At 73.7% G+C, this 23,614-nt stretch carries 20 protein-coding genes and 4 pseudogenes; 3 read left to right on the top strand and 21 right to left on the bottom strand.

Annotated features, from left to right (window positions below):
- Positions 1–3: 3 nt before the first annotated feature.
- The 16 genes and pseudogenes from nuoL to REH70_RS01105 all read right to left on the bottom strand — a co-directional run bounded on the left by nuoL (position 4) and on the right by REH70_RS01105 (position 15,888).
- Positions 4–1,978: pseudogene (gene nuoL, locus REH70_RS01175) on the bottom strand (NADH-quinone oxidoreductase subunit L).
- 36 nt (positions 1,979–2,014) lie between these two features.
- A complete protein-coding gene (gene nuoK, locus REH70_RS01170; RefSeq protein ID WP_310751185.1) occupies positions 2,015–2,314 on the bottom strand; it encodes an NADH-quinone oxidoreductase subunit NuoK in 300 nt (99 codons plus the stop codon).
- Positions 2,311–3,111 carry an NADH-quinone oxidoreductase subunit J gene (locus REH70_RS01165; protein WP_310754094.1) on the bottom strand — a complete coding sequence of 267 codons (801 nt, stop codon included), beginning with the start codon at positions 3,109–3,111 and terminating at the stop codon, positions 2,311–2,313. The genes nuoK and REH70_RS01165 overlap by 4 nt, the downstream gene beginning before the upstream one ends.
- 131 nt (positions 3,112–3,242) lie before the next feature.
- Positions 3,243–3,647, bottom strand: a complete 405-nt coding sequence (locus REH70_RS20215) for a 4Fe-4S binding protein (RefSeq protein WP_396134709.1) — start codon at positions 3,645–3,647, stop codon at positions 3,243–3,245.
- The gene (locus REH70_RS20210; RefSeq protein WP_396134613.1) at positions 3,602–4,003 is read right to left on the bottom strand and encodes a NuoI/complex I 23 kDa subunit family protein; all 402 of its coding nucleotides are present in this window, start codon (positions 4,001–4,003) and stop codon (positions 3,602–3,604) included. Before REH70_RS20210 ends, REH70_RS20215 begins: the two co-directional genes overlap by 46 nt.
- Positions 4,004–4,078: 75 nt before the next feature.
- On the bottom strand, positions 4,079–5,473 hold the full coding sequence (gene nuoH / locus REH70_RS01155) for an NADH-quinone oxidoreductase subunit NuoH (RefSeq protein WP_310751182.1): 1,395 nt from the start codon (positions 5,471–5,473) through the stop codon (positions 4,079–4,081).
- Complete coding sequence (locus tag REH70_RS01150) at positions 5,470–5,616, bottom strand: hypothetical protein (RefSeq protein WP_310751179.1); 147 nt, start codon at positions 5,614–5,616, stop codon at positions 5,470–5,472. The genes nuoH and REH70_RS01150 overlap by 4 nt, the downstream gene beginning before the upstream one ends.
- A 56-nt stretch (positions 5,617–5,672) precedes the next feature.
- A pseudogene (locus REH70_RS01145) lies at positions 5,673–8,329 on the bottom strand (NADH-quinone oxidoreductase subunit G); the annotation flags it as partial.
- Positions 8,326–9,675 (bottom strand): NADH-quinone oxidoreductase subunit NuoF, encoded by a 1,350-nt coding sequence (nuoF, locus tag REH70_RS01140; protein ID WP_310751176.1) that lies wholly within the window; start codon positions 9,673–9,675, stop codon positions 8,326–8,328. The pseudogene REH70_RS01145 and the gene nuoF, both read right to left, overlap by 4 nt.
- Complete coding sequence (nuoE, locus tag REH70_RS01135) at positions 9,675–10,520, bottom strand: NADH-quinone oxidoreductase subunit NuoE (RefSeq protein ID WP_310751173.1); 846 nt, start codon at positions 10,518–10,520, stop codon at positions 9,675–9,677. Before nuoE ends, nuoF begins: the two co-directional genes overlap by 1 nt.
- Positions 10,520–11,902 (bottom strand): NADH-quinone oxidoreductase subunit D, encoded by a 1,383-nt coding sequence (locus REH70_RS01130; protein WP_310751170.1) that lies wholly within the window; start codon positions 11,900–11,902, stop codon positions 10,520–10,522. The genes nuoE and REH70_RS01130 overlap by 1 nt, the downstream gene beginning before the upstream one ends.
- On the bottom strand, positions 11,902–12,747 hold the full coding sequence (locus tag REH70_RS01125; protein WP_310751167.1) for an NADH-quinone oxidoreductase subunit C: 846 nt from the start codon (positions 12,745–12,747) through the stop codon (positions 11,902–11,904). Before REH70_RS01125 ends, REH70_RS01130 begins: the two co-directional genes overlap by 1 nt.
- Complete coding sequence (locus REH70_RS01120; protein WP_310751165.1) at positions 12,744–13,295, bottom strand: NADH-quinone oxidoreductase subunit B family protein; 552 nt, start codon at positions 13,293–13,295, stop codon at positions 12,744–12,746. Before REH70_RS01120 ends, REH70_RS01125 begins: the two co-directional genes overlap by 4 nt.
- A gap of 19 nt (positions 13,296–13,314) precedes the next feature.
- A pseudogene (locus tag REH70_RS01115) lies at positions 13,315–13,673 on the bottom strand (NADH-quinone oxidoreductase subunit A).
- Positions 13,674–13,692: 19 nt separating this feature from the next.
- Positions 13,693–14,987: pseudogene (locus REH70_RS01110) on the bottom strand (geranylgeranyl reductase family protein).
- A gap of 202 nt (positions 14,988–15,189) precedes the next feature.
- A complete protein-coding gene (locus tag REH70_RS01105; RefSeq protein WP_310751162.1) occupies positions 15,190–15,888 on the bottom strand; it encodes a demethylmenaquinone methyltransferase in 699 nt (232 codons plus the stop codon).
- Positions 15,889–15,960: 72 nt separating this feature from the next.
- On the opposite strand from REH70_RS01105, the gene REH70_RS01100 reads away from it, so the two are divergent.
- From REH70_RS01100 to REH70_RS01090, 3 genes are all read left to right on the top strand, one after another.
- Positions 15,961–17,268, top strand: a complete 1,308-nt coding sequence (locus REH70_RS01100; protein ID WP_310751159.1) for an isochorismate synthase — start codon at positions 15,961–15,963, stop codon at positions 17,266–17,268.
- A 120-nt stretch (positions 17,269–17,388) separates the two neighbouring features.
- Entirely contained in the window at positions 17,389–17,991 is a 603-nt protein-coding gene (locus REH70_RS01095; protein WP_310754092.1) for a DUF6318 family protein, read from the top strand.
- Between the two features lie 538 nt (positions 17,992–18,529).
- Entirely contained in the window at positions 18,530–18,874 is a 345-nt protein-coding gene (locus REH70_RS01090; RefSeq protein ID WP_310751156.1) for a PKD domain-containing protein, read from the top strand.
- A gap of 90 nt (positions 18,875–18,964) precedes the next feature.
- Here the strand turns inward: REH70_RS01090 and REH70_RS01085 are convergent, their stop codons facing one another.
- The 5 genes from REH70_RS01085 to REH70_RS01065 all read right to left on the bottom strand — a co-directional run bounded on the left by REH70_RS01085 (position 18,965) and on the right by REH70_RS01065 (position 23,542).
- Positions 18,965–20,161 (bottom strand): trypsin-like peptidase domain-containing protein, encoded by a 1,197-nt coding sequence (locus REH70_RS01085; RefSeq protein ID WP_310751153.1) that lies wholly within the window; start codon positions 20,159–20,161, stop codon positions 18,965–18,967.
- Positions 20,122–20,568, bottom strand: a complete 447-nt coding sequence (locus REH70_RS01080; protein ID WP_310751150.1) for a hypothetical protein — start codon at positions 20,566–20,568, stop codon at positions 20,122–20,124. The genes REH70_RS01085 and REH70_RS01080 overlap by 40 nt, the downstream gene beginning before the upstream one ends.
- 102 nt (positions 20,569–20,670) lie before the next feature.
- On the bottom strand, positions 20,671–21,762 hold the full coding sequence (locus REH70_RS01075) for a hypothetical protein (protein ID WP_310751148.1): 1,092 nt from the start codon (positions 21,760–21,762) through the stop codon (positions 20,671–20,673).
- Complete coding sequence (locus tag REH70_RS01070) at positions 21,699–22,592, bottom strand: thiamine pyrophosphate-binding protein (RefSeq protein ID WP_310751145.1); 894 nt, start codon at positions 22,590–22,592, stop codon at positions 21,699–21,701. Before REH70_RS01070 ends, REH70_RS01075 begins: the two co-directional genes overlap by 64 nt.
- A gap of 5 nt (positions 22,593–22,597) precedes the next feature.
- Positions 22,598–23,542 (bottom strand): o-succinylbenzoate synthase, encoded by a 945-nt coding sequence (locus REH70_RS01065; protein ID WP_396134708.1) that lies wholly within the window; start codon positions 23,540–23,542, stop codon positions 22,598–22,600.
- Between the last annotated feature and the right edge of the window lie 72 nt (positions 23,543–23,614).

The following is a 23,614-nucleotide window of genomic DNA, read 5'->3' as shown; positions in this document are numbered from 1 at the left end:
CCCTCAGATCCGGGTGGCCAGGACGACGACGCCGAGGACGACCAGTCCGACCGTCATCGTCGAGGCGTAGGAGCGGACGAACCCGGTCTGCGCGCGCCGGCCGGCGTCGCCGGCTCCGACGAGCACCTTCCCGAGCCCGGTGAAGGCGCCGTCGACCACGGCGCGGTCGCCGTAGACGAGCGAGCGCGTGGCGTACTGCCCCGGCTGCACGAGGGCGGCGTCGTTGACGTCGTCCTGGTACAGGTCGCGGCGGGCGGCCCGGGTCAGCGCGGAGCCGGTCGGGGCCACCACGGCCACCGGCGACGACGCGTACTGACGCCAGGCGAGGAAGGCGCCCGCGGCGACGAGGAGGAGCGTGAGGGCGATGATGACCGGGATCGGCAGGACGGGCTCGTGGTGCTCGACGTGGCCGGTCACCGGCTCGAGGAACGTGACGAAGCCGTCACCGAGCGCGAGCAGCCCGCCGAGGAGCACCGACCCGACCGCGAGCACGATCATCGGGACGGTCATGAGCAGCGGCGACTCGTGCGGGTGGCGGACCGGTGCGGCCTCGTCCGCCGCACCCCCTGCTCGACGCCCTGCTCCACACCCTGCCCGTCGTCCCAGCGCCGGCGGCCGTGGAAGGTCATGAAGAACAGCCGCGACATGTAGAACGCGGTCAGCCCCGCGCCGAGCAGCGTCACCGAGCCGAACACCCAGGGCCGCCAGCCCTCCCCGGTGAACGCGGCCTCAATGATGAGGTCCTTGCTCCAGAACCCGGACAGGCCCGGGACGCCGATGATCGCGAGCCACCCGGCGGCGAAGGTCAGCCAGGTGATCTTCATGGACCGCGACAGACCGCCGAAGCGGCGCATGTCGACCGAGTCGTCCATGCCGTGCATGACGGACCCGGCGCCGAGGAACATCCCGGCCTTGAAGAACCCGTGGGTCACGAGGTGGAAGATCGCGAACGCGTAGCCGATCGGTCCGAGCCCGGCCGCGAGGATCATGTAGCCGATCTGGGACATCGTCGACGCGGCGAGCGCCTTCTTGATGTCGTCCTTCGCGCACCCGACGACCGCTCCGAAGACCAGGGTGATCGCCCCGACGACGACGACGACGAGCTGGGCGGTGGGCGCCCCCTCGAAGATCGGCGCGGACCGCACGATGAGGTAGACGCCGGCGGTGACCATGGTCGCGGCGTGGATGAGCGCCGAGACCGGCGTCGGGCCAGCCATCGCGTCCCCGAGCCAGGACTGCAGCGGGAACTGCGCCGACTTGCCGCACGCGGCGAGCAGCAGCATGAGGCCGATCGCGGTCAGGGTGCCTTCCCTGCTGCTGCCGCGGCCGGGAGCACGGTGTCGAAGTCGACGGCGCCCCACGTCGCGACCATGAGCATGAGCGCGATGAGCAGCCCGAGGTCACCGATGCGGTTGGCGATGAACGCCTTCTTCGCCGCGACGGCGTTGGGAGTGCGGTGGTTCCAGAACCCGATGAGCAGGTAGGACGCGAGGCCCACGCCCTCCCAGCCGACGAACAGCAGCAGGAAGCTGTCGGCCAGGACCAGCACGAGCATCGCCGCGACGAACAGGTTGAGGTAGGCGAAGAACCGGCGCCGGTCGGCGTCGTGCTCCATGTACGCCACCGAGTACACGTGGATGAGCGTGCCGACGAACGTCACCAGGAGCACGAAGGTCAGCGACAGCGGGTCGAGCCGCAGCCCGGCGTCGATGTCGAGCGGTCCGGCGGGGATCCACCGGAACAGGTGCAGGTCGAGCACGCGGTCCTCGGCGTCACGGCCGAGCATGCCGAGCAGGAGCACCAGGCCCACGACGAAGGCGGCGCCCGACGCCGCGACGCCGACCCAGTGCCCCCACCGGTCGGCGCGGCGGCCGGCGAGCAGGAGCACGGCGGCGCCGAGCAGCGGCAGGGCGATGAGCAGCCAGGCCTGGGTGAACGTGCCGTCGGCCGGGGCGGCGCTGACGAGCGCCGCGGCCACGGGGGCGGTCGCGATGGTTGAGGTCACCGGAGCCTCTCAGCTCTTGAGCAGGTTGACGTCGTCGACCGAGGCCGACCGGCGGGTGTTGAAGATCTGCACGATGATCGCGAGCCCGACGACGACCTCCGCGGCGGCGACCACCATGACGAAGAAGGCCATCACCTGCCCGGAGAGGTCCCCGTGCATGCGGGCGAAGGTGACCAGCACGAGGTTCGTGGCGTTGAGCATGAGCTCGATGCCCATGAACACGATGATCGCGTTGCGTCGCAGCAGGACCGTCGTGGCGCCGATCGCGAAGAGGATGCACGCGAGCACGAGGTAGTGGGTCAGGGTCACGGGATGACCTCCGGGCCGCGGCCGGTCGTGATGGACGTGGTGGGTCCGGTCGTCTCGCCGGGGTCGCCGGCCACCGGGGTCGGCCGGTCGACCTGGCCGCCGCCGTCCTCACCGGGGCCGAGGTCGACGGCGACGTCCGCGACGCCGCGCTCCTGCCCGCGGATGCGCAGGACCCGCGACACCGAGGCCTCGATGGGCCGGCCCTGCGGGTCGAGCGCGGGGACGTCCATGGCGTTGGTCCGCGCGTAGACGCCCGGTGCGGGCAGCGGGGTGATCGAGCCGCCGGCGGCCATCCGGGCGTCGGCGCGCTCACGCTGCCCGACCCGGCGGGCCAGGCGCTGGCGGTGCGTCAGCACGAGGGCGCCGACCGCGGCGGTCACCAGCAGGACGCCGACGACCTCGAACGCGAACACGAAGTCGCCGAACACGAGGAGCGCGACGCCGACCGGGTTGGAGTCCGCGTTCGCCTCCACCAGCCCGACCGGCTGGTCCCACGTCGTCCGGGCCACCACCCCGATGAGCAGGGCGCCGAGCCCGGCGCCGAAGATGAGCCCGATCCAGCGCTGCCCGCGGATGGTCTCGGTGAGGGAGTCCGAGGCGTCGACGCCGACCAGCATGAGCACGAAGAGGAACAGCATCATGACCGCGCCGGTGTACACGACGATCTGCACGATTCCGAGGAACGGGGCGTCCTCGGCGATGTAGAGCACCGCGAGGGAGATCATCACGAACACGACGCACATCGCGGCGTGGATGGCCCGGCGGGCGAACAGCAGCCCGAGCGCGGCGAGCACCATGAGCGGCGCGACGACCCAGAACAGCACGGCCTCGCCGGTGGAGGTGCGTCCGGCCTCGGTCAGGGAGCCGGCGAGCGCGGCGGGCAGGCCGGTCGGGAGGGCTCCGGGCAGGCCGGTGAGCAGCGCGCCGGTCACCGGTCGGTCTCCCGCGCGCCGGCGCGTGCGGCGCCGGTCGCGGCGGACGCGGCGGCCGCGGCGGTCGACCCGTGGGCGTGCGGCTGACCGGTCCGCTCACCGGGGTCACCCACGGCCGACCCGGCGGCGACGCCGGCCGCGCTCGCGTCGTCCGGCCGGTGCTCGCGCACCCAGTCCGCCTGCTGCGGCGTCGGGCCGGTGATCTCCCCGCGGTAGTACTCGGTGTCCGTGGTGCCCTCGACCATGGGGTGCGGGGCGGCGAGCTGCCCGGAGCGCAGCGGCGCGAGCAGGTCCTCCTTCTCCCAGATCAGCCCCTCGCGGGTCGGCCCGGCGAGCTCGTACTCGTTCGTCATGGTCAGCGCGCGCGTCGGGCACGCCTCGATGCACAGCCCGCAGAAGATGCACCGCAGGTAGTTGATCTGGTAGACGCGGCCGTACCGCTCCCCGGCGAGTACTGGGCGTCGGGGGCGTTGTCGGCGCCCTCGACGTAGATCGCGTCGGCCGGGCAGGCCCACGCGCACAGCTCGCAGCCGATGCACTTCTCGAGCCCGTCGGCGTACCGGTTGAGCTGGTGGCGTCCGTGGTACCGCGGCTTGGGCGGCACCTTCTCGTACGGGTACTGCTCGGTGACCGTCGGCTTGAACATCGAGGCGAACGTGACCCCGAAGCCGGCGACCGGGGCGAGCAGCTCGCCGATCCCCTTCTTGGGCTCGATGAGCGGCTGGTACGGCTGCGGAGCGGGCTGCGCCTCGCCCACCTCGCCGCCTCGCCGCCCCCGGGGGCGACGGCGCCGGTCGCGGCGGCGTCGTCGGCGGGCTGGGGGTCGCGGGTGTCAGCCACGGGTCACCTCCGGGTCGGGGTCGTGCTCGGGGGCGGTGGTCGTCGCGGTGCCCGACTGCGCACCGGGCGACGCCGCGCCCACGGCGGCGCGCGACGCGGTGCGCCGGCGCGGTGAGGGCGGCAGCTGCTGCCCGGGCAGCGGGGGCACCGGGTAGCCGCCGGCGAACGGGTCGAACTCGCCGGTCGGTGGTGCCGGGGGCTCGGGCTCGGGCTTGGTCGGGATGAAGAAGGAGGCCGCCACGAACAGCACGACCGCGACCCCCAGCCCCACGAGGAGCGTGGTGAGGTCGACGGTGCTGAACTGCCGGATGCCCTGGACGACGGCGACCAGGACGACCCAGGCGAGCGCCGCGGGGATGAGGACCTTCCAGCCGAACTTCATGAACTGGTCGTAGCGCAGGCGCAGCAGGGTGCCGCGGACCCAGACGAACAGGAACATGAACAGCCACATCTTGGCCAGGAACCACAGCACCGGCCACCAGCCGGTGTTGAGCATCCCGTCGTTGATCGCCGACAGCGGCCACGGTGCGCGCCAGCCGCCCATGAACAGCGTCGTCGCGATCGCGGAGACGTTGATCATGTTGATGTACTCCGCGAGGAAGAACCACGCGAACTTCATCGACGAGTACTCGGTCATGTACCCCGAGACGAGCTCGCCCTCCGCCTCGGGAAGGTCGAACGGCAGCCGGTTCGTCTCGCCGATCATCGAGATGACGTAGATGACGAATGCGGGCAGCAGGGGCAGGGCCCACCAGAGCGTCTCCTGGGACGCGACGATCTGCGACGTCGACATCGAGCCGGCCATGATGAACACGCTCACCAGGGACAGGCCCATCGCGAGCTCGTAGGAGATGACCTGCGCCGTGGACCGGACTGACCCGAGCAGCGGGTAGGTCGAGCCCGATGACCAGCCGCCGAGCACGATCCCGTAGACGCCGACGGCCGCGCACGCGAGCACGTAGAGCGCCGCGACCGGCAGGTCGGTGAGCTGCAGCGGGGTGGTGACGCCGAGGACCGTGACGGCGGGGCCGAACGGGATCACGGCGAACGTCAGCAGCGCGCAGAACACCGAGATCATCGGCGCGAGGATGTAGACGAGCTTGTCCGCCGCCTTGACGGTGATGTCCTCCTTGAGCAGGAGCTTCATCGCGTCCGCGAGGGACTGCAGCAGGCCGAACGGCCCGTGCACGTTCGGCCCGGGCCGGATCTGCATCCGGGCGACGACCTTGCGCTCGAACCAGATCGCGATGAGCACGCTGGTGAGCAGGAACACGAGGATCGCGACGGCCTTGATCAGCCAGACCCAGATCGTGTCCTCGCTGAAGTCGGCCGCGATCGACGGGTCGACCGTCGCCGCGACGAGCGCACCGGACGCCAGCCCGCTCATGCCCCCGCCTCCGTGGTGTCGGTGGTGCCGGCCAGACCCTTGCCGTCCCACGCGGCGTGGCCGCGCTGCTCGAACGGCTCGTGCCCGGACGTCTCCTGCCCGTGGTGCTCGGCATGCGTGCCGCCGACGTCGGCGACCCCCACCCGCGGTCCGGGTCACCGGTGGCCGGCGTCCCGCCGGCCGGTGCGGCGACGCCGACCCCGGCGGGTGACAGGTGCACGTGCGAGCCCGCGGTGGCCCGCAGGGTCGCCCGCACCGCGCAGCCGGTCGAGTTGGTCGGCAGCCACACGACGTGGTCGGGCATGTCGGTCACCGCGACCGGCACGACGACGGCGCCCGCCGCGGTCGACACCTGCACCGGTGCGCCGTCGGCGACACCGACCTCGGCCGCGGTGGTCGCGGACAGCCGTGCGACGGCGCGCTTGGCGGTGCCGGCGAGGAACGCCTCGCCGTCCTGGAGGCGGCCGGCGTCGAGCATGGTGTGCCAGGTCGCGAGGACCGCCTGGCCGGGGCCGACCGGGACCGGGTCCGCACCGGGGACCGCGGGGGCGGGCGTGCGTGACCCCTCCCACGGGCCGAGCCCGTCGATCTCGGCGTGCACGGCGTCCAGCGTCCGCAGGCCCAGGTCGGCGCCCATCGCGTCCGCGAGCGCGTCGAGCACGCGGTGGTCGGACATCGCGGTCGACGCGAGCGCCTGCGGGAACGGGCGCGGCCGGCCCTCCCAGTTGAGGAAGGTCCCGGGCTTCTCCGACGGCGGCGCGACCGGCAGGACGACGTCGGCCCGCTCGGTCACCGCGGAGCGGCGCACCTCGAGGGATACGACGAACCCGGCCCGCTCGACGGCGGCGAGCGCGAGGGCGGGGTCCGGCAGGTCGGCCGGGTCCACGCCGCCGACGACGAGACCCGCGAGCGAGCCGTCGTGCGCGGCCCGCAGGATCCCCGCGGTGCTGCGGCCCGGTGCGGACGGGACGTGCTCGACGTCCCAGAGCGCCGCGATGTCGACCCGGGCACCGGGGTCGGCGACCGGGCGGCCACCGGGCAGCAGGGACGGCAGCGCACCGGCCTCGACGCCGCCCCGCTCCCCGGCGCGGCGCGGGATCCAGGCGAGCCGCGCGCCGGTCCGGGCCGCGAGGCGCAGCGCGGCGGACAGCCCACCGGGGACCGCCCCGAGCCGCTCCCCGACGAGCACGATCGCGTCGCCGCCGGCGAGGGCGTCCGCGGTCGCGCGGAGCGGTCCGCCCGTGGCGGGGTCGGTGTCGTCGGCCTGGCCGTCGGTGAGGGCGCCCAGCGCGTCGAGCACCTCGGCCTCCGTGCCGGGCGCGGCCGGGACGAGGGTGCCGTCCAGCCGCTCCAGCCCGCGGCTGGCCAGGGGTGCGACCGCGAAGACGTGGGTGCGTCCGGCGAGCACTCCCTTGCGCAGCCGCAGGAACGTGATCCCGGCCTCCTCCTCGGCCTCCAGGCCGACGAGCAGGACCGTCGGCGCGGTCTCCAGGTCGGCGAAGGTGACGCCGAGCCCGGCGCCCGCGACGTGCGCGGCGAGGAACGCCTCCTCCTCGTCGGAGTGCGGTCGAGCGCGCAGGTCGACGTCGTTGGTGCCGAGGGCGACGCGGGCGAACTTGGCGTAGGCGTAGGCGTCCTCGAGGGTCAGCCGTCCCCGGGCAGCACCCCGACCCCGGAGGCGCGGGCGGCGGCGGTGAGCCCGTCGGCGGCGATCTCGAGCGCCTCGGCCCAGGACGTCGGGACCAGCTCGCCGGACGCCTCATCGCGCACGAGCGGGGTCGTGATGCGGTCCGGCGCGGACTGCCAGGTGAAGGCGAAGCGGTCCTTGTCGGTGATCCACTCCTCGTTGACCACCGGGTCCTCGCCGGCCAGGCGCCGCAGCACGACGCCGCGGCGGTGGTCGACCCGGATCGCCGAGCCGCTCGCGTCGTGCTCGGAGACGCCGGGGGTCGAGACGAGGTCGAACGGCCGCGCCCGGAACCGGTACGCGGCACCGGTCAGCGCACCGACCGGGCAGATCTGGATGGTGTTGCCGGAGAAGTAGGAGGCGAACGGCCGCCCCGACTCGTCGGCCAGCGCCGGACCGCGGGGCGCGTCGCCGGTCGGCGTGTACCCGGCCCCGGCCCCTGCCCCGTCGGCACCCGCGCCCGCGGGCACGTCGGAGCCGGCGGCGGGGAGGTCGCCGGTGAACCCGAGCACCTCGGGCGAGAAGGTCCCGATCTGCTGCGCGGCACCGCGCTGCTGCAGGTCGATGAACGGGTCCCCGGCGATCTCGCTGGAGAAGCGGGTGCACCGCTGGCACAGCACGCAGCGCTCGCGGTCGAGCAGGATCTCGGTGGAGATCGCGATCGGCTTGGGGAACGTCCGCTTGACGTCGACGAACCGGCTGGTGGCGCGGCCGTTGCTCATCGCCTGGTTCTGCAGGGGGCACTCCCCACCCTTGTCGCAGACCGGGCAGTCCAGCGGGTGGTTGATGAGCAGCATCTCCATGATGCCGTGCTGCGCCTTGTCGGCGACGGCGGAGGTCCGCTGGGTGCGCACCACCATGCCCTTCGTGGCCTCGAGCGTGCAGGACGCCTGCGGCTTCGGCATGGGCTTGAGGTTGCCCTCGCGGTCCGGTGTGGAGACCTCGACGAGGCACTGCCGGCACGCGCCCACGGGCGCGAGCAGCGGGTGGTCGCAGAACCGCGGGATCTGGATGCCGACCCCTTCGGCCGCCCGGATGACCAGGGTGCCCTTGGGCACCGTGACCTCGAGCTCGTCGATGGTGAACGTCACCTCGTCGGCCTTCGGTGGCTGGGCGGCGATCGCGCCCCCGGCCCCCGGCTTCGTCTTCGGCGTCGTCGTCGCGGTCATGCGTGCACCGTCCCTGCCAGGTGGTGGTCCCTCGTCCGGGGCGTGTAGGGGAAGAGCGAGGACCGCTCCGGCGGGAACAGCACCGACGCCGGGGTGTGCGTGCCGGCCTCGAACTCCTCGCGGAAGTACTGGATGGCCGAGGTGATCGGGGACGTCGCGCCGTCCCCGAGCGCGCAGAACGCGCGGCCGAGGATGTTCTCGCACGTGTCGAGCAGCAGGTCGATGTCGTCCGGCGTGCCCTGCCCGGCCTCGAGCCGGCGCAGCACCTGCTTGAGCCAGAACGTGCCCTCGCGGCACGGCGTGCACTTGCCGCAGGACTCGTGCGCGTAGAACTCGGTCCACCGCGTGACCGCGCGGACCACCGACGTCGTCTCGTCGAAGATCTGCAGCGCGCGGGTGCCGAGCATCGAGCCGGCCGCACCGACGGACTCGTAGTCCAGCGGCACGTCGAGGTGCTCGGCGGTGAAGATGGGGGTCGACGAGCCGCCCGGCGTCCAGAACTTGAGCTCGTGACCCGCGCGGACGCCCCCGGCGAGGTCGAGCAGCTCGCGCAGCGTGACCCCGAGCGGGGCCTCGTACTGGCCGGGCCGCTCCACGTGGCCGGACAGCGAGAACAACCCGTGCCCGGCGGACTTCTCGGTGCCCATCGACCGGAACCAGTCCGAGCCGCCCCGCAGGATGCCGGGCACCGACGCGATCGACTCGACGTTGTTGACGACGGTCGGACGCGCGTACAGGCCGGCGACCGCGGGGAACGGCGGCTTGAGCCGCGGCTGCCCGCGCAGGCCCTCGAGCGAGTCGAGCAGCGCCGTCTCCTCGCCGCAGATGTACGCCCCGGCGCCCGCGTGCACGGTGATGTCGAGGTCGTACCCGCTGCCGAGGATGTCGGTGCCCAGGTAGCCCGCCGCATATGCCTCCTCGACCGCACGCAGCAGCCGGCGGTACACGTGCAGGATCTCCCCGCGCACGTAGATGAAGGCCTGCCGGCAGCCGATCGCGTACGACGTGATGATCGAGCCCTCGATGAGCGCCTGCGGCGACGCCATCATCAGCGGGGTGTCCTTGCAGGTCCCCGGCTCGGACTCGTCGGCGTTGACGACGAGGTAGCGGGGACCGCCGTCCGGTGCGGGCAGGAAGCCCCACTTCATCCCGGTCGGGAAGCCGGCGCCGCCGCGGCCGCGCAGGCCGGAGTCCTTGACCGTCGTCACGACGTCGGCGGGCTCCAGGGCGAGCGCCTTGCGCAGCCCGGCGTAGCCGCCGTGGGCCTCGTAGGTCGCCAGCGTCCAGGAGCGCTCCGCGTCCCAGTGGGCGCTGATCACGGGCGCGAGCGGGGTGGTCGCGGCCATCAGGACTCCTTGTCCGAGGACGTCGTCGTGCCGGGCTTGCGGCCGGATCCACGGCCGGGTCCGCGGCCGGGCCCGCGGCCGGACTCGGTGTCGGCCGGGGTGGTCGGTGGGCGTTCCGCGCTGGACTGCGGCTGCCCGTCGTCGCTGACACCGCCACCGGCACCGGCCGCGTCGTCGGCGACGACGTCGAACTCCGGGGCGCTCCAGCCGCGCTCGCGCGCCAGCACGGTCCCGCGGACGGTCGGCACGCCCGCGCCGACGCCCTCGTCGGCGCGGCCGTCCGGGAAGCCGGCGAGCACGCGGGACATCTGCCGGAACGAGCAGACCGAGTCGGCGCCGCGGGTGGGGGCGACCGGCTGCCCGGCGCGGAGCCGCTCGACCGTGTCCACGGCCGACGTGGGGGTCTGGTTGTCGAAGAACTCCCAGTTGACCATCACGACCGGGGCGTAGTCGCAGGCCGCGTTGCACTCGATGCGCTCGAGGGTGACGGCGCCGTCGGGCGTGGTCTCGTCGTGGCCGACGCCGAGGTGGGTGGACAGCTCCTCCCAGATCGCGTCCCCGCCCATGACCGCGCACAGCGTGTTCGTGCACACCCCGACGGTGTACTCGCCGTTGGGGTGGCGCTTGTACTGCGTGTAGAAGGTCGCGACCGCGGAGACCTCGGCGGTCGCCAGGCCCAGGGTGCGCGCGCAGAACGCGATGCCGGCCGGGCTGACGTAGCCGTCCTCGGACTGCACGAGGTGCAGCATCGGCAGCAGCGCGGAGCGCGCCTGCGGGTAGCGGGCGATGATCGCCTGCGCGTCCGCGGTCAGCCGCGCCTCGGTCGTCTCGTCGTAGCCGGCCATCAGCGGTCCACCCCTCCCAGGACGGGGTCCAGCGAGGCCACCGCGACGACGACGTCGGCGACCTGGCCGCCCTCGCACATCATCGAGACGGCCTGCAGGTTGTTGAACGACGGGTCGCGGAAGTGCGCGCGGTAGGGGCGGGTGCCGCCGTCGGAGACGAGGTGCACGAGCAGCTCGCCGCGGGGCGCCTCGACCGACTGGTACACCTGGCCGACCGGGACCCGGAAGCCCTCGGTCACCAGCTTGAAGTGGTGGATGAGCGCCTCCATCGAGGTGCCCATGATCTCGCGGATGTGGTCGAGGGAGTTGCCCATGCCGTCCGACCCGATGGCGAGCTGCGCGGGCCAGGCGATCTTCTTGTCCGCGACCATGACCGGTCCGGGGCCCATCGCCTGCAGCCGCTCGACGGCCTGCTCGATGATGCGCATGGACTGGTAGCACTCCTCGATGCGCAGCACGATGCGGGAGAACGCGTCGGCGTCGGTCGAGGTCGGGATGTCGAAGTCGTACGTCTCGTACCCGCAGTACGGCTCGGCCTTGCGCACGTCGTACGGCAGCCCGGTCGAGCGCAGCACGGGCCCGGTGACGCCGAGCGCCATGCACGCCGACAGGCTCAGGTGCCCGACGTCGACCAGCCGCGCCTTGAAGATCGGGTTGGCCAGCATGAGGTCCTCGAGCTGGCTCATGTAGTCGCGGACCAGGACGAGCGCCTCGCGCACGCTCTCCAGCGCACCCGGCGGGATGTCCTGCACGACGCCGCCGGGCCGGATGTAGGCGTGGTTCATCCGCAGCCCGGTGACGAGCTCGAGGACCTTGAGGATCTCCTCGCGCGCGGTGAAGCCGAGGATCATGATCGTCGTCGCGCCGAGCTCGTTGCCGCCGGTGGCCAGGCACACGAGGTGGGACGAGATCCGGTTGAGCTCCATCATGAGCACGCGGATGACGGTGGCCCGCTCCGGGACGTCGTCGGTGATGCCGAGCAGCTTCTCCACGCCGAGGCAGAACGCGGTCTCCTGGAAGAGCGGCGCCAGGTAGTCCATGCGGGTGCAGAAGGTCACGCCCTGCGTCCAGGTGCGGAACTCCATGTTCTTCTCGATGCCCGTGTGCAGGTAGCCGATCCCGGCCCGGGCCTCGGTGACGGTCTCGCCGTCGATCTCGAGCATGAGCCGCAGCACGCCGTGCGTGGACGGGTGCTGGGGGCCCATGTTGACGACGATGCGCTCCTCGCCCAGGCGCGCGGCCTCCTCGGCGATCTGCGACCAGTCGCCGCCGGACGCCTCGAACGTGGGGGCGCCGCCGGCGCCGTCGTCGAAGCCCTTCGTGGCGTGGGGGGCGCGCGTGGCACCGCCGGTCCCGGCCGTGCGTGCGTGGGAGGTGGCCATCAGCTGTACGTCCTTCGCTGGTCCGCCGGCGGCACGGTGGCGCCCTTGTACTCCACCGGGATGCCGCCGAGCGGGTAGTCCTTGCGCTGCGGGTGCCCGGGCCAGTCGTCGGGCATCTCGATGCGGGCCAGGGCGGGGTGACCGTCGAAGACGATCCCGAAGAAGTCCCAGGTCTCGCGCTCGTGCCAGTCGTTCGTCGGGTACACCGACGTCGTGGACGGCACGTGGGGGTGGGCGTCCGGCACCGCGACCTCCAGGCGCAGGCGCCGGGAGTGCGTGACGGAGACGAGGTGCATCACGGCGTGCAGCTCGCGCCCGGTCTCGTGGGGGTAGTGCACCCCGGAGACGCCCATGCTGAGCTCGAAGCGCAGGTCCTGGTCGTCGCGCAGCGCCCGGCACACCGCGACGAGGTGGGCGGGGGTCACGTACAGGGTGAGCTCACCACGGTCGACGACGACCTTCTCGACGGCGGCGTCGAAGCCGGGGCCGTCGCCCTCGCCGAGCACCTCGGCGAGGACGTCGACGGCCTCGTCGAACCACCCGCCGTACGGGCGCTCGCTCGCGCCGGGCATCGTGATCGTGCGGACCAGCCCGCCGTAGCCGGAGGTGTCGCCGCCGTCGGCCGCGCCGAACATGCCGCGCCGGACGTCGACGACGTCGATCGGCGCCCGGCCGCCCTGGTCGGGGCCGGTCGGGGTGTGCTCCTGCTGTGCCTGCTCGACGTCGGTGTGCACGACGGCGTCGGACTCCACGGGCGAGGCGTCGACCCGGGTCTGCGCCGGGGGCGTCTGCGCGGGGGCCGCGACGGCGTCCAGCGGACCCTTGTCCTCCGGTCCGGTCGTCATCGCAGCAGCCCCTTCTGGTGGGCGGTCGGGGTGGCGGCGAGCGCGGCGGCCTCGGCGGCGCGGGCCGCCTCGTGCCGGTTCACGCCGAGCGGCTCGGCCTGGATCTGGTCGTGCAGCGCGAGGATCGCGTTGAGCAGCATCTCCGGGCGGGGCGGGCAGCCGGGCAGGTAGATGTCGACCGGGACGATGTGGTCGACGCCTTGGACGATCGCGTAGTTGTTGAACATCCCACCCGACGACGCGCACACGCCCATCGACAGGACCCACTTGGGCTCGGGCATCTGGTCGTAGACCTGCCGGACGACAGGCGCCATCTTCTGGCTCACCCGGCCGGCCACGATCATGAGGTCCGCCTGGCGCGGCGACGCGCGGAAGACCTCCATGCCGAACCGTGAGATGTCGTACCGGGACGTGCCGGTCGCCATCATCTCGATCGCGCAGCACGCCAGGCCGAACGTGACCGGCCACAGCGACCCCTTGCGGAAGTACCCCGCGAGGTTCTCGACCGTCGTCAGCAGGAAGCCGGACGGCGCCTCTTCGATGCCCATCAGGAAACGCTCCGTCCTGTCAGTCCCACTCGAACCCGCCGCGGCGCCACTCGTACACGAACGGCACCGTGATCAGCAGGAGGAACGCCATCATCGCGACGAGCCCGTACAGGGCGACCTCGCTGAACGCGACGGCCCACGGGTAGAGGAAGACCACCTCGATGTCGAAGATGATGAAGGTCATCGCGACGAGGTAGTACTTGATCGGGAACCGGCCACCCCGGTGGCCTGCGGCGTCGGCTCGATGCCGCACTCGTACGCCTCGAGCTTCGCCTGGTTGTACCGCTTGGGTCCGATGAGCACGCTCGACGCGACGCCGCCGAGCGCGAGCACGGCCGCGACGGCCATGAGGACCAGGATGGGGACGAAGGGATTCACCGTTGACTCCTTGTCGCACTCACGCCGCCGGTACCAGCCGGGTCAGTCCGGAGATGACGCGGTCGACCATGTCGCCGCCGCGTGGCTCGTAGCAGTCCGAGAGCAGCTTCAGCGTGAAGCGCATGACCAGCGGCCGCGGCAGCCCGTACCGGGTGCACAGCCGCATGACCTCGGGGTGCTCGATGAGCCGGACGAAGTACCGGCCCAGCGTGTAGAAGCCGCCGAGGTCCTCGCGCATCGTCGTGGCGTAGGTCGCCAGCGCGCGCTCCTTCGCCTCGGGCGTGGTCCGCGCGTGCGCCTGCACGACGGCGTCCGCGGCGACCCGGCCCGCCTGCAGCGCGTAGGCGATGCCCTCGCCGTTGAACGGGCTGACCATGCCGCCGGAGTCACCGACGAGGAGCAGCCCGCGGCCGTACAGCGGCGTGCGGTTGAAGCCCATCGGCAGCGCGGCCCCCTGCACGGGACCGACCTGGTGGTCCGGGGTGAACTCCCACTCGGCAGGGGCGTTGGCCATCCACCGCGCGAACAGGTCCTTGTAGTCGACCTTCGTCGCGTTGGGTGTCGAGGCGACGCTGCCCAGGCCGACGTTCGCGGTGCCGTCGCCGAGCGCGAAGATCCAGCCGTACCCGGGCATGAGGTTCGAGGTCCCCGGGGCGCCGTCCCACAGCTCGAGGTGGCTCTCCATCCAGGCGTCGTCGTGCCGCGGGGTGCGGAAGTAGGTCCGGACGGCCACCCCCATGGGCCGGTCCATCCGCTTCTCCAGCCCCAGGGACAGACCGAGCCGCGCCGAGACGCCGTCGGCGGCGATGACGACGGGGGCGCGGTACTCGACGGGGTCGCCGTTGCGGCGACCGGCGTCGTCCACGGGCCGGGCGGTCACGCCGACGACGCGGCCGGTCCGCTCGTCGACGAGCGGCCCGGTGACCTGGGTCCGATCGAGCAGCTTGGCGCCGGCGGCGCGCGCGTGGTCGGCGAGCGCGTGGTCCAGGCTCATCCGGGACCGCGCGAGCCCGTACGACGGGTAGGAGGACAGCTCGGGCCACGGCAGCTCGAGGCGGTGACCGCCCCCGATGACGCGCAGCCCCTGGTTGCGGATCCAGCCGTCGCTCTCGCGCAGGGTGACCCCCATCGCGACGAGCTCCTTGACCGCGCGTGGGGTGAGCCCGTCCCCGCAGACCTTGTCCCGGGGAAGGCGGCCTTCTCGAGGAGGAGGACGTTCAGGCCCGCGGAGGCGCACCAGTAGGCGGTCGCGGACCCAGCGGGTCCTGCGCCCACGACGATGACGTCTGCGTCATCGCTCAGTGCACCGGTCACGGCTCGCCTCACCTGTGAAGACGTTCACGAACTACAGCGGCGCCCACTGTAGTCAGGCGTCCGGGCGCTGTCTGCGAAGGCTTGCCTCACCCGGCCGTGCCGGTGTCGCCGGTCCCTCGTCCGGGCGCACGACGGCCCCGGTCCGCGCCACCACGTCGGACGCCGGGGCGCGGCCGGCGCCCGCGCGCGGTCGCGGTCCCGGTCAGGCCTCCGGGCGGGTCGCGCGGTGCAACGCCACCACGCCCCCGGTGAGGTTGCGGTAGGCGACCTCGTCCCAGCCCGCGGCGCGGATCTCGCGGCCGAGCGCGCGCTGATCAGGCCACGCACGGATGGACTCGGCGAGGTAGGTGTAGGCGTCGGTCTCCTTGGAGACCGCCCGCGCGACGGTCGGCAGCGCCCGCATGAGGTAGTTCTCGTAGACGGTCCGGAACGGCGCCCAGGTGGCGTGCGAGAACTCGCACACCACGAGCCGTCCGCCGGGACGGGTCACCCGGAGCATCTCGCCCAGCGCCCGGGCGGTGTCGACGACGTTGCGCAGCCCGAACGAGATGGTCACGGCGTCGAACGACGCGTCGGCGAACGGCAGCCGCGTCGCGTCACCGGCGATGAACCCCAGGTCCGGGCGGCGGCGCTTGCCGACCTCGAGCATCCCGAAGGAGAGGTCGCACGGCACCACCAGCACGCCACGGTCCGCGAGCGGCGCGCTCGACGTCCCGGTGCCGGCCGCGAGGTCCAGCACCCGGTCCCCCGGGCCGACGTCGAGGGCGCGGAGGGTGGCCGATCGCCATGCGCGGTCCTGCCCCAGCGACATCACGTCGTTGGTCAGGTCGTAGCGGCGGGCGATCCCGTCGAACATCCGGGCGACCTCATGCGGCTGCTTCTCCAGGCTGGCGCGCGACATGTGCTCATCGTCTCAGGTCCGCGGTGGCCCCTCGCGCCACGAGGTGCGAGGGGCCGACCTACCCTGGTGGGGATGTCCGCCGACCCGACGCCGACCACCGTCCCGCACCCGCTCGTGGTGCGCACGGTCCGCGTCGAGGATCCCGGTGCCCTCCTCGACCTGCTGCCCGCCGACGCGCCGCTCGCGTGGGTGCGACGCGGCGACGGCCTCGTCGGCTGGGGCGAGGCGCTGCGCCTCGAGGTCTCCGGACCGGACCGCTTCGCGGACGCCGAGGCCGCGTGGGGCCGCGTCCTGGCGCACGCCGTCGTGCGCGACGACGTCCGGCTCCCGGGGAGCGGCCCCGTCGCCTTCGGGTCCTTCGCGTTCGACGCGCACGCGTCCGGGCCCTCCGCGGGCGCGCTCGTGGTGCCACGCGTCGTCGTCGGGCGACGGGGCGGCACCACCTGGCTGACGACGATCGAGAGCGGCGCCGTGATCGGCCGCGCCCCGACGCTGCGCGGGGTCGTCGGTCACCGCGCGCCGGTCCGGGCGCCGGGCGAGGTCACCTACGCCGACGGCGCGGTGCCCGCTGACGGGTGGCGCGACGTCGTCGCGCACGGCGTCGCCGCGATCCGGGCCGGCCGGGTGGACAAGGTGGTGCTGGCGCGCGACGTCGTGGCGCGCACCGCGCAGCCGCTCGACCCGCGCTGGGTGCTGGGGCGCCTGGCCGACGCCTACCCGACGTGCTGGACGTTCAGCGTCGACGGGATGCTGGGCGCGACCCCCGAGCTGCTGGTCCGCAGCGAGAAGGGCCTGGTCACGTCGCGCGTGCTGGCCGGGACGGTGCGCCGCACCGGCGACGACGACGCCGACCTCGCCCGCGCTGCGATCCTCGCCCACTCCTCCAAGGACCTCGAGGAGCACGAGTACGCCGTGCGCTCCGTCGCCGACGCGCTCGAGCCGTTCTGCTCCTCCACCAACGTGCCCGACGTGCCGTTCGTGCTGCACCTGCCCAACGTGCTGCACCTGGCCAGCGACATCACCGGTGTGCTGGCGCACGACGTCGGCGGGGCCGCCGCACCCTCCAGCCTGGGCCTCGCCGCCGCGCTGCACCCGACCGCTGCGGTCTGCGGGACGCCGACCCGCGCCGCGCGCGAGCTCATCGCCGAGGTCGAGGGCATGGACCGCGGCCGCTACGCCGGGCCGGTCGGATGGCTGGGCGCCGACGGCGACGGCGAGTGGGGCATCGCGCTGCGCTCGGCCGAGATCGACCCGCAGGACCCGCACCGCCTGCGGCTGTTCGCCGGGTGCGGCATCGTCGCCGCGTCCGACCCCGCGGCTGAGCTCGCGGAGTCCGAGGCGAAGCTCGAGCCCATGCGGCACGCGCTCGCGAGCGACTGACGCCGCTCACCACCCGCGCCTGACCGGCTGAGACGTCGTCCACAGCACGCGATCGGGGGTCTGTTCCGGGCGAGGGCGGCGTTGGTACGGTCACGGCCGGTCCTCATGCCAGGGGTGCGCATGCTGCACAGGCGCGGCATCACGCTGACCACGGTGCTTGCCGTGCTGCTCGCCGCCGGGTGCACGTCGCAGGACGACCCGGAGCCTCCGCCGATCGTGTCGTCGCCGTCCGAGACGGCGCCGGAGCCGAGTCCCACGCCGAGCCCGACCCCGACTCCGACCCAGGCGCCGGTCGTCGCGCCCGAGCCACCAGCTGAGCTCGAGCGCATTGACGAGGTCGGAGCGGCTGCGGCGGCGGAATACTTTGTGTCGTTGTACTCGTACACGATGCAATCCGGGGACACGGCGAACTGGTTGTCTATGAGTTCCGACGTCTGCGGCTTTTGCTCGCGCATTGCGAGCGACGCGGCCACTATGTTCGCAAACGAAGAACAGTACATTGGCGGCGAGATCGCTTTGGATGATGTCACCGTTCTGGCCAAGGACGATCTTCTCGGCGGCTACCCGGTCGACGCACACTTTGTGCAAGCACCCGTTCGGCACACCGCAAACGACGGAACCGTTATCAACGAAACCGTGGGGGACTCAGGACCCGTACGAGTCGACACGTTGTGGACGAACAACGGATGGAAAATCCTTGCAGTGGTCGTGGGCGAAGCATGACGGTGAAGCAGCTTCACCTTCATGGCCCGCTCGCTCTCGTATGCATGGGGATTCTCTCGGTTCCTACTACAGCATTCGCTTCCGGCAACGACAGCTGGCGCGCTCACTCGGACCGAGACAGCTATCTCGTCGCGGGCACAATGGGGCGGCCTGCGGAGGCTGTGGGGGCCGCACGGAATGGCGGAGCCGATTCTGCAAGCGAGTACCGACGGTCACTCGCTCTCTCATGTGGTCTCGCCCCGGAGATCACCGATCTCCAATTCGGACCCGACTGCACCGCAGACACGCCCGGGACCATCACCGCCATTCGTGAATGCCTTCCGGATGAGCGCGCCGTTGCGCCGCTGTTCCGCCGCACCCCGGATGCCGCCGCACCGGGCGGCTGGTCCGACTGGTCGATGGTCGACCCGGGGGATGCGTCGTCGATGTCGACATCCGCGCTGCGATCGCGCAAGAGCTGCAGCGCCTGCCGCTGACCCCGTCGTCGCTGTCGGTCGAGCCGCCGTCGGGCTGGACGCTGGTCAACGCGGACACCGTCGTGTTCACCGACGACGCCGAGCAGGTCATCGACACCACGGTGCTCGGCATCGGCGTGCGGATCCGCGCGACGCCGCAGACGTTCACCTGGGACTTCGGCGACGGGTCCGACCCGCTGCGCACGGACGACCCCGGCCGGCCGTGGCCCGAGCACACCGTCGCGCACCGCTACCGCGGCGAGGGAACCCACCGCATCACCCTCACCACCACGTGGTCGGCGGTCTTCCAGATCGCGGGGACGACCGGGTGGGAGCCGGTGGCCGGAACCGCGACCACGACGTCGTCGAGCGACCCGTTGACCGTCCACGAGGCGCGCTCCCACCTCGTCGCCGGACCGACCACCTGACCCGCGACACCGGTCACGGAGTCGGAGAAGACGACGCAGCGCCACCGCGGACCCCCGCGGTGGCGCTGCACCCGACGAGGAGGCGCCCCGTCAGCCCCGACCGCCGAACCAGTCGAACGGCGGCAGGTTGTTCGGGTTGGTCGGGTCGCTCGACCGGTCGTCGCCGCTCCCGGGCTCGCTGGGCACCGGAGTCTCCCGCGTCGCCAGCGTGACCGTCACGTCGAGGGCCTCCCCGTCGCGGACCACCGTGAGCTCGGCGGTGTCACCGGACGACCGCTCGCGCACGTAGCCGGTCAGCGACTCGGACCCGGCGACCGCGTCGCCGTCGATCGCCACGATGACGTCACCGACCCGCAGCTCGGCGCCCTCGGCGGGCGAGCCCGCCGTCACCTGCTCGACGACGGCGCCCCGACGGGTCACGCCGTCCGCGGTCGCCGTGCCGTCGCTCAGCGCGACACCGAGGAACGCGTGCTCCGCGGCACCGTCCTCCACGAGCTGCCGCGCGACGTCGCGGGCGAGGTTCGCCGGGATGGCGAAGCCCAGACCGATCGAGCCTGCCTGTGAGGACCCGTTGGACAGCGTCGCGATCGACGAGGTGATGCCGACGACCCGACCGCGGGCGTCGAACAGCGGACCACCGCTGTTGCCCGGGTTGATCGCCGCGTCGATCTGGATGGCGTTGGTCACCACCACGTCCGAGGCGCTCGTCGCGGTGCTCGACGATGCGGACACCGGCCGGTCGAGCGCGGACACGATTCCCGTGGTGACCGTGTTGGCCAGGCCCAGCGGGTTGCCGACCGCCATCACCGGCGCGCCGACGACGACGTCGTCGGAGTCGCCGAGAGCGGCGGGCGACAGGTCGTCGGGTGCGTCGTCGATCCGGATGACCGCGAGGTCCGTCGAGGGGTCGAGGCCGACGATGGTCGCCTCGAAGAGGCGGCCGTCGGTCAGCGTCACCTGGACCGTGTCGTCCGTGGCGCCGGCCACCACGTGGTTGTTCGTGATGATGTGCCCGTCGGTGTCGATGACGACGCCCGAGCCCTCCCCACCACCGTTCGCGGTCCTGACCTGGATGGCGACGACGGACGCGCTCACCGCGGAGGCGACCGCCTCCCAGTCGGGGTCGTCCGAGGTGGAGCCCGCGACGGGCACCGTCGCGGTCGACGCCTGCCCGATGTCCGCGAGCGACGCCGGAGTCGTGGTCGCCGCCGCGTCGTCACCGAACGCACCGGTCATGCCGGCGGTCGTCACGCTCGCGAGCAGGGCGGCTGCGGCTGCGGTACCCACGAGGGGACCCACGTCGGGCGGCGCCGGTCGGCGGACGGACCCTCCGGTGCCGGTGCATCGGTGGGCGTGCCGGCCCACCCGGCCCCGGACCCGCCGGCGGCCGACGGCGCGGCAGCGGCGTGCCCGTGCGCGGGCGCCGCCGGCGAGCCGGCGAGCGTCCAGCCCGCCGGCGCCGGTGCAGCGGCGACCTCGGGCGTCGGCGTCGCGCCTTGCCCTTGGACGGTCGGCATCGGCGTCGCGGCCGACGTGTCGACCGTCGGCGTCGGCGCCTCGGCGCGGGCGTCGACGGTGGGCATGGGTGCGGTCGGGCCCGGGGCGGGGAACGTCTGGGTCGGCTGGTCGTCGCGCTGCGGGGCCGTCGCGCCGTCGGGGCGTGCGGCCTGGGGCGTCTGGTCGTGCTCGGTCATGTGGTGGCCTCCTGTCGTTGGCCACCATGGAAGTCCCCGTACCTGCGACGACCCTCGGCGTTCCCTGGACGTTCGCTGTGAGAATCCAGGCGCACGACGAGCTCAGTCCAGGGCCTGCGTCACCGCCGCGGCGATCTGCTCGCCCAGCGCACGGCGCCGGGTGCGGTCCACCGCGACCTCCACGACGCTCACCCCGGGCCCCGGGGTGGCCAGGGCGACGGCGAGCTCGTCCTTGTCGCGCACCAACACGTGCCGGACGCCGTACCCCGCGCACAGCGAGCCCAGGTCAGCGCCGTGCGGGGTGCCGAACACGCGCTCGAAGACGTCGGCGTGCTCGGCGGCCCCGTGCTCGAGCGTCGCGAAGATGGAGCCGCCGTCGTCGTTGGCGACCACGACCTGCAGGTCCGGCCGGGCCTCCAGCGGCCCACCCAGCAGCCCGCCGACGTCGTGCAGGAAGGTCAGGTCACCGAGCAGGGCACGCACGTGCCCCACCTCGGGCGCTTCCCGGGCGGCGAGCGCGACGCCGAGGGCGGTGGAGACGGTGCCGTCGATCCCCGCGAGGCCGCGGTTCGCCAGCACCGTCGGCGCCGCGTCACCCCACGCGCCGACGAGGTCGAGGTCGCGCACGGGGTTGCTGGACCCGATCACCAGGACGTCGCCGGGCCGGCACGCGCGCGCGACCGCCCGGGCGACCTGCTGTCCGCTGACCGGGAGGTCGCCGGGGGCGCCCGGTCCGTGCGCGCCGGCGTCGAGCACCGCGTCGATCACGGCGGCGGCGCGCTCCCCGGCCGCCCGCCACCGCTCGATCCACGGGCCGGGCTGCGCGACGGGCGTGACCGCGGTGCCGTCGCTCTCGCCGACCAGCCGGGGCGGCACGTCGGCGAGCACGGTGCCGGCGCGGCGGGCGGCGTCGGGCCAGGTCGCCCCACGCGGGGCGATGACGAGGACCTCGACGTCGTCGCGGGCGAGCAGCGCCTGCACCGGACGCGAGAGCGTGGGCCGCCCGAGCACGACGGCGCGGCGCACGGCCCCACCGAGCTCGTCGCGGGCGAGGAGCAGCCGGTACGCCGGGACGGCGTTCGGCCCGCCCAGCGCACCGGACGACGGCTCGGCGAGCAGCGGCCACCCGTTCACCTCGGCGATCCGCCGCGCGACCGGGCCCGCACCGTCCCCGGCGACGACGGCGGTCGGCACGACGTCGTCCGGGCGGCGCCCGTCGCCGGCGGCATCCGGGCCGCTCCCGTCGCCGGTGCCCTGACCGTCCGACGCCGGCCCCCGGGGCCCCGCACCCGCCACGCCGCCGTGCCACACCTCTGCCCCCAGGGCCCCGCGCGGCACGACGGACACGAGGCCGTCCTCGCTCGGCTCGGGCCACGCGGCGTCGCCCGCGCCCGGCGCGAGCGGCTCGCGGTAGGCGAGGTCGAGGTGCACCGGGCCGGGGTCGCCGGTGCGCGCGCCCCGGGCGGCGGCGACGGCACGGGCGACGAGGTGGCGCAGGTCGCGGGCCTCCCCGCCCGCCCGCTGGGCGCGGGGACGTCGACGGCGAAGCGGACCGCGCCGCCGTAGAGGCCGACCTGGTCGGTGGTCTGGTTCGCACCGGTCCCGCGCAGCTCGTGCGGGCGGTCGGCGGTGAGCAGCAGGAGCGGGACGCCGGCGTGGTGGGCCTCGAGGACCGCGGGATGCAGGTTCGCCGTCGCGGTGCCGGACGTGGTGACGACGGCGACCGGCCGCGGCCCGACGTCGTCCGGCGCACCGTCGAGCGCCGCGGTCCCGCGGGCGATGCCCAGGGCGAGGAACGCGGCGGCGCGCTCGTCGACGCGGACGTGCAGCCGCATCGCGGGTGCGCCGGCGGGGCGCTCGCCGTCGGGCAGCGCGGCGGCGGCGAGCGCGTACGCGAGCGGCGCGGAGCGGGACCCGGGCGACAGGACGACGTCGCGCACGCCGAGCCGGGCCAGCGCCTGGACGAGCACCCGGGCCGCCGTGGTCGCCGCTGTCGTCGCCGAGGCGGCGGGGGGCTCGGTCATACCGCTCACCGTAGTGAGCGCCGGGTGGTGCCCCGGTCCAGCGCCCGGACCCGCTCGACGCGCGCGGCCCACCACGCGGCCCGGTCGGACGACGCCGCCGCAGCCGCCAGCCGCGCGGGATCGGGCTCCGGACGGCGCACCGGGATGGCACCGTCGAGCGGGAGCAGGGGGTCGGTGACGAGGTCGGACGTGAGCAGCTGCGCGGTGGCGAGCCCGCACGCGTACGGCAGCTCCGGCAGGGCGGCGGCGAGCGCGATCCCGGCCGCGAGCCCGACCGACGTCTCGAGCGCCGAGGACACGACGACCGGCAGCCCGACCTGCTCGGCGAGCCGCAGGCACGCGCGCACGCCGCCGAGGGGCTGCACCTTGAGCACGACGACGTCGGCCGCCTCGGCTCGGGCGACGGCGAGCGGGTCCTCGGCGCGGCGGATCGACTCGTCCGCGGCGATCGGCACGTGGGTCGCCCGGCGTAGGGCCGCGAGATCGGCCACGCCGGGGACGGGCTGCTCGGCGTACTCCAGCCCGCCGGCGGCGCGGTCGAGCAGGCGCAGCCGGGTCACCGCGGTGTCGACGTCCCAGGCCGCGTTGGCGTCGACCCGGATCGCCCCGTCGGGCCCGAGCGCGTCCCGGACCGCCTCGAGCCGGGCGATCTCGGCGCCGACGTCCTGGCCCGGCTCGGCGACCTTCACCTTCGCGGTACGGCAGCCGCCGGACGCGGTCACCAGCCGGTGCGCGGTGGCGGCGTCGACGGCGGGGATCGTCACGTTGACCGGGATCGTGTCCCGGACGGCCGCCGGCCAGCCGTCGTCCGCGGCCTCGCGTGCGGCGCGCCACCAGGCCACCGCCTCGTCGTCGTCGTACTCGGTGAAGGGGCTCCACTCGCCCCAGCCCGCCGCGCCGTGCACCAGCACGCCCTCACGGACGGTGATGCCACGGAACCGGGTGCGCATCGGCACGCTCCACACGGCGACGTCCTCGGGCGTCGGCGGCGTCGGGGCGGTCACGGACCCAGGCTAGGCGTC

The organism is Cellulomonas sp. ATA003 (assembly GCF_031582905.1).
Taxonomy (GTDB): domain Bacteria; phylum Actinomycetota; class Actinomycetes; order Actinomycetales; family Cellulomonadaceae; genus Pengzhenrongella.
The sequence above is the reverse complement of the archived record's forward strand: the minus strand, read 5'-3'. Positions and strand labels throughout refer to the sequence as shown.

Coding starts and splice junctions, on each gene's coding strand:
- REH70_RS01165 (WP_310754094.1), bottom strand. CDS start 3,111: ATGGTGCTCGCCGCGCTCGGGCTGCTGTTCGCCCGCCGGGCCATCCAC.
- REH70_RS01125 (WP_310751167.1), bottom strand. CDS start 12,747: ATGACGACCGGACCGGAGGACAAGGGTCCGCTGGACGCCGTCGCGGCC.
- REH70_RS01080 (WP_310751150.1), bottom strand. CDS start 20,568: ATGACCGAGCACGACCAGACGCCCCAGGCCGCACGCCCCGACGGCGCG.
- nuoF (WP_310751176.1), bottom strand. CDS start 9,675: ATGGCCGCGACCACCCCGCTCGCGCCCGTGATCAGCGCCCACTGGGAC.
- nuoH (WP_310751182.1), bottom strand. CDS start 5,473: ATGAGCGGGCTGGCGTCCGGTGCGCTCGTCGCGGCGACGGTCGACCCG.
- REH70_RS01065 (WP_396134708.1), bottom strand. CDS start 23,542: ATGCGCACCCGGTTCCGTGGCATCACCGTCCGTGAGGGCGTGCTGGTG.
- REH70_RS01095 (WP_310754092.1), top strand. CDS start 17,389: ATGCTGCACAGGCGCGGCATCACGCTGACCACGGTGCTTGCCGTGCTG.
- REH70_RS01120 (WP_310751165.1), bottom strand. CDS start 13,295: ATGGGCATCGAAGAGGCGCCGTCCGGCTTCCTGCTGACGACGGTCGAG.
- REH70_RS01105 (WP_310751162.1), bottom strand. CDS start 15,888: ATGTCGCGCGCCAGCCTGGAGAAGCAGCCGCATGAGGTCGCCCGGATG.
- REH70_RS01070 (WP_310751145.1), bottom strand. CDS start 22,592: ATGACCGAGCCCCCCGCCGCCTCGGCGACGACAGCGGCGACCACGGCG.
- REH70_RS01100 (WP_310751159.1), top strand. CDS start 15,961: ATGTCCGCCGACCCGACGCCGACCACCGTCCCGCACCCGCTCGTGGTG.
- nuoE (WP_310751173.1), bottom strand. CDS start 10,520: ATGGCCGGCTACGACGAGACGACCGAGGCGCGGCTGACCGCGGACGCG.
- REH70_RS01130 (WP_310751170.1), bottom strand. CDS start 11,902: ATGGCCACCTCCCACGCACGCACGGCCGGGACCGGCGGTGCCACGCGC.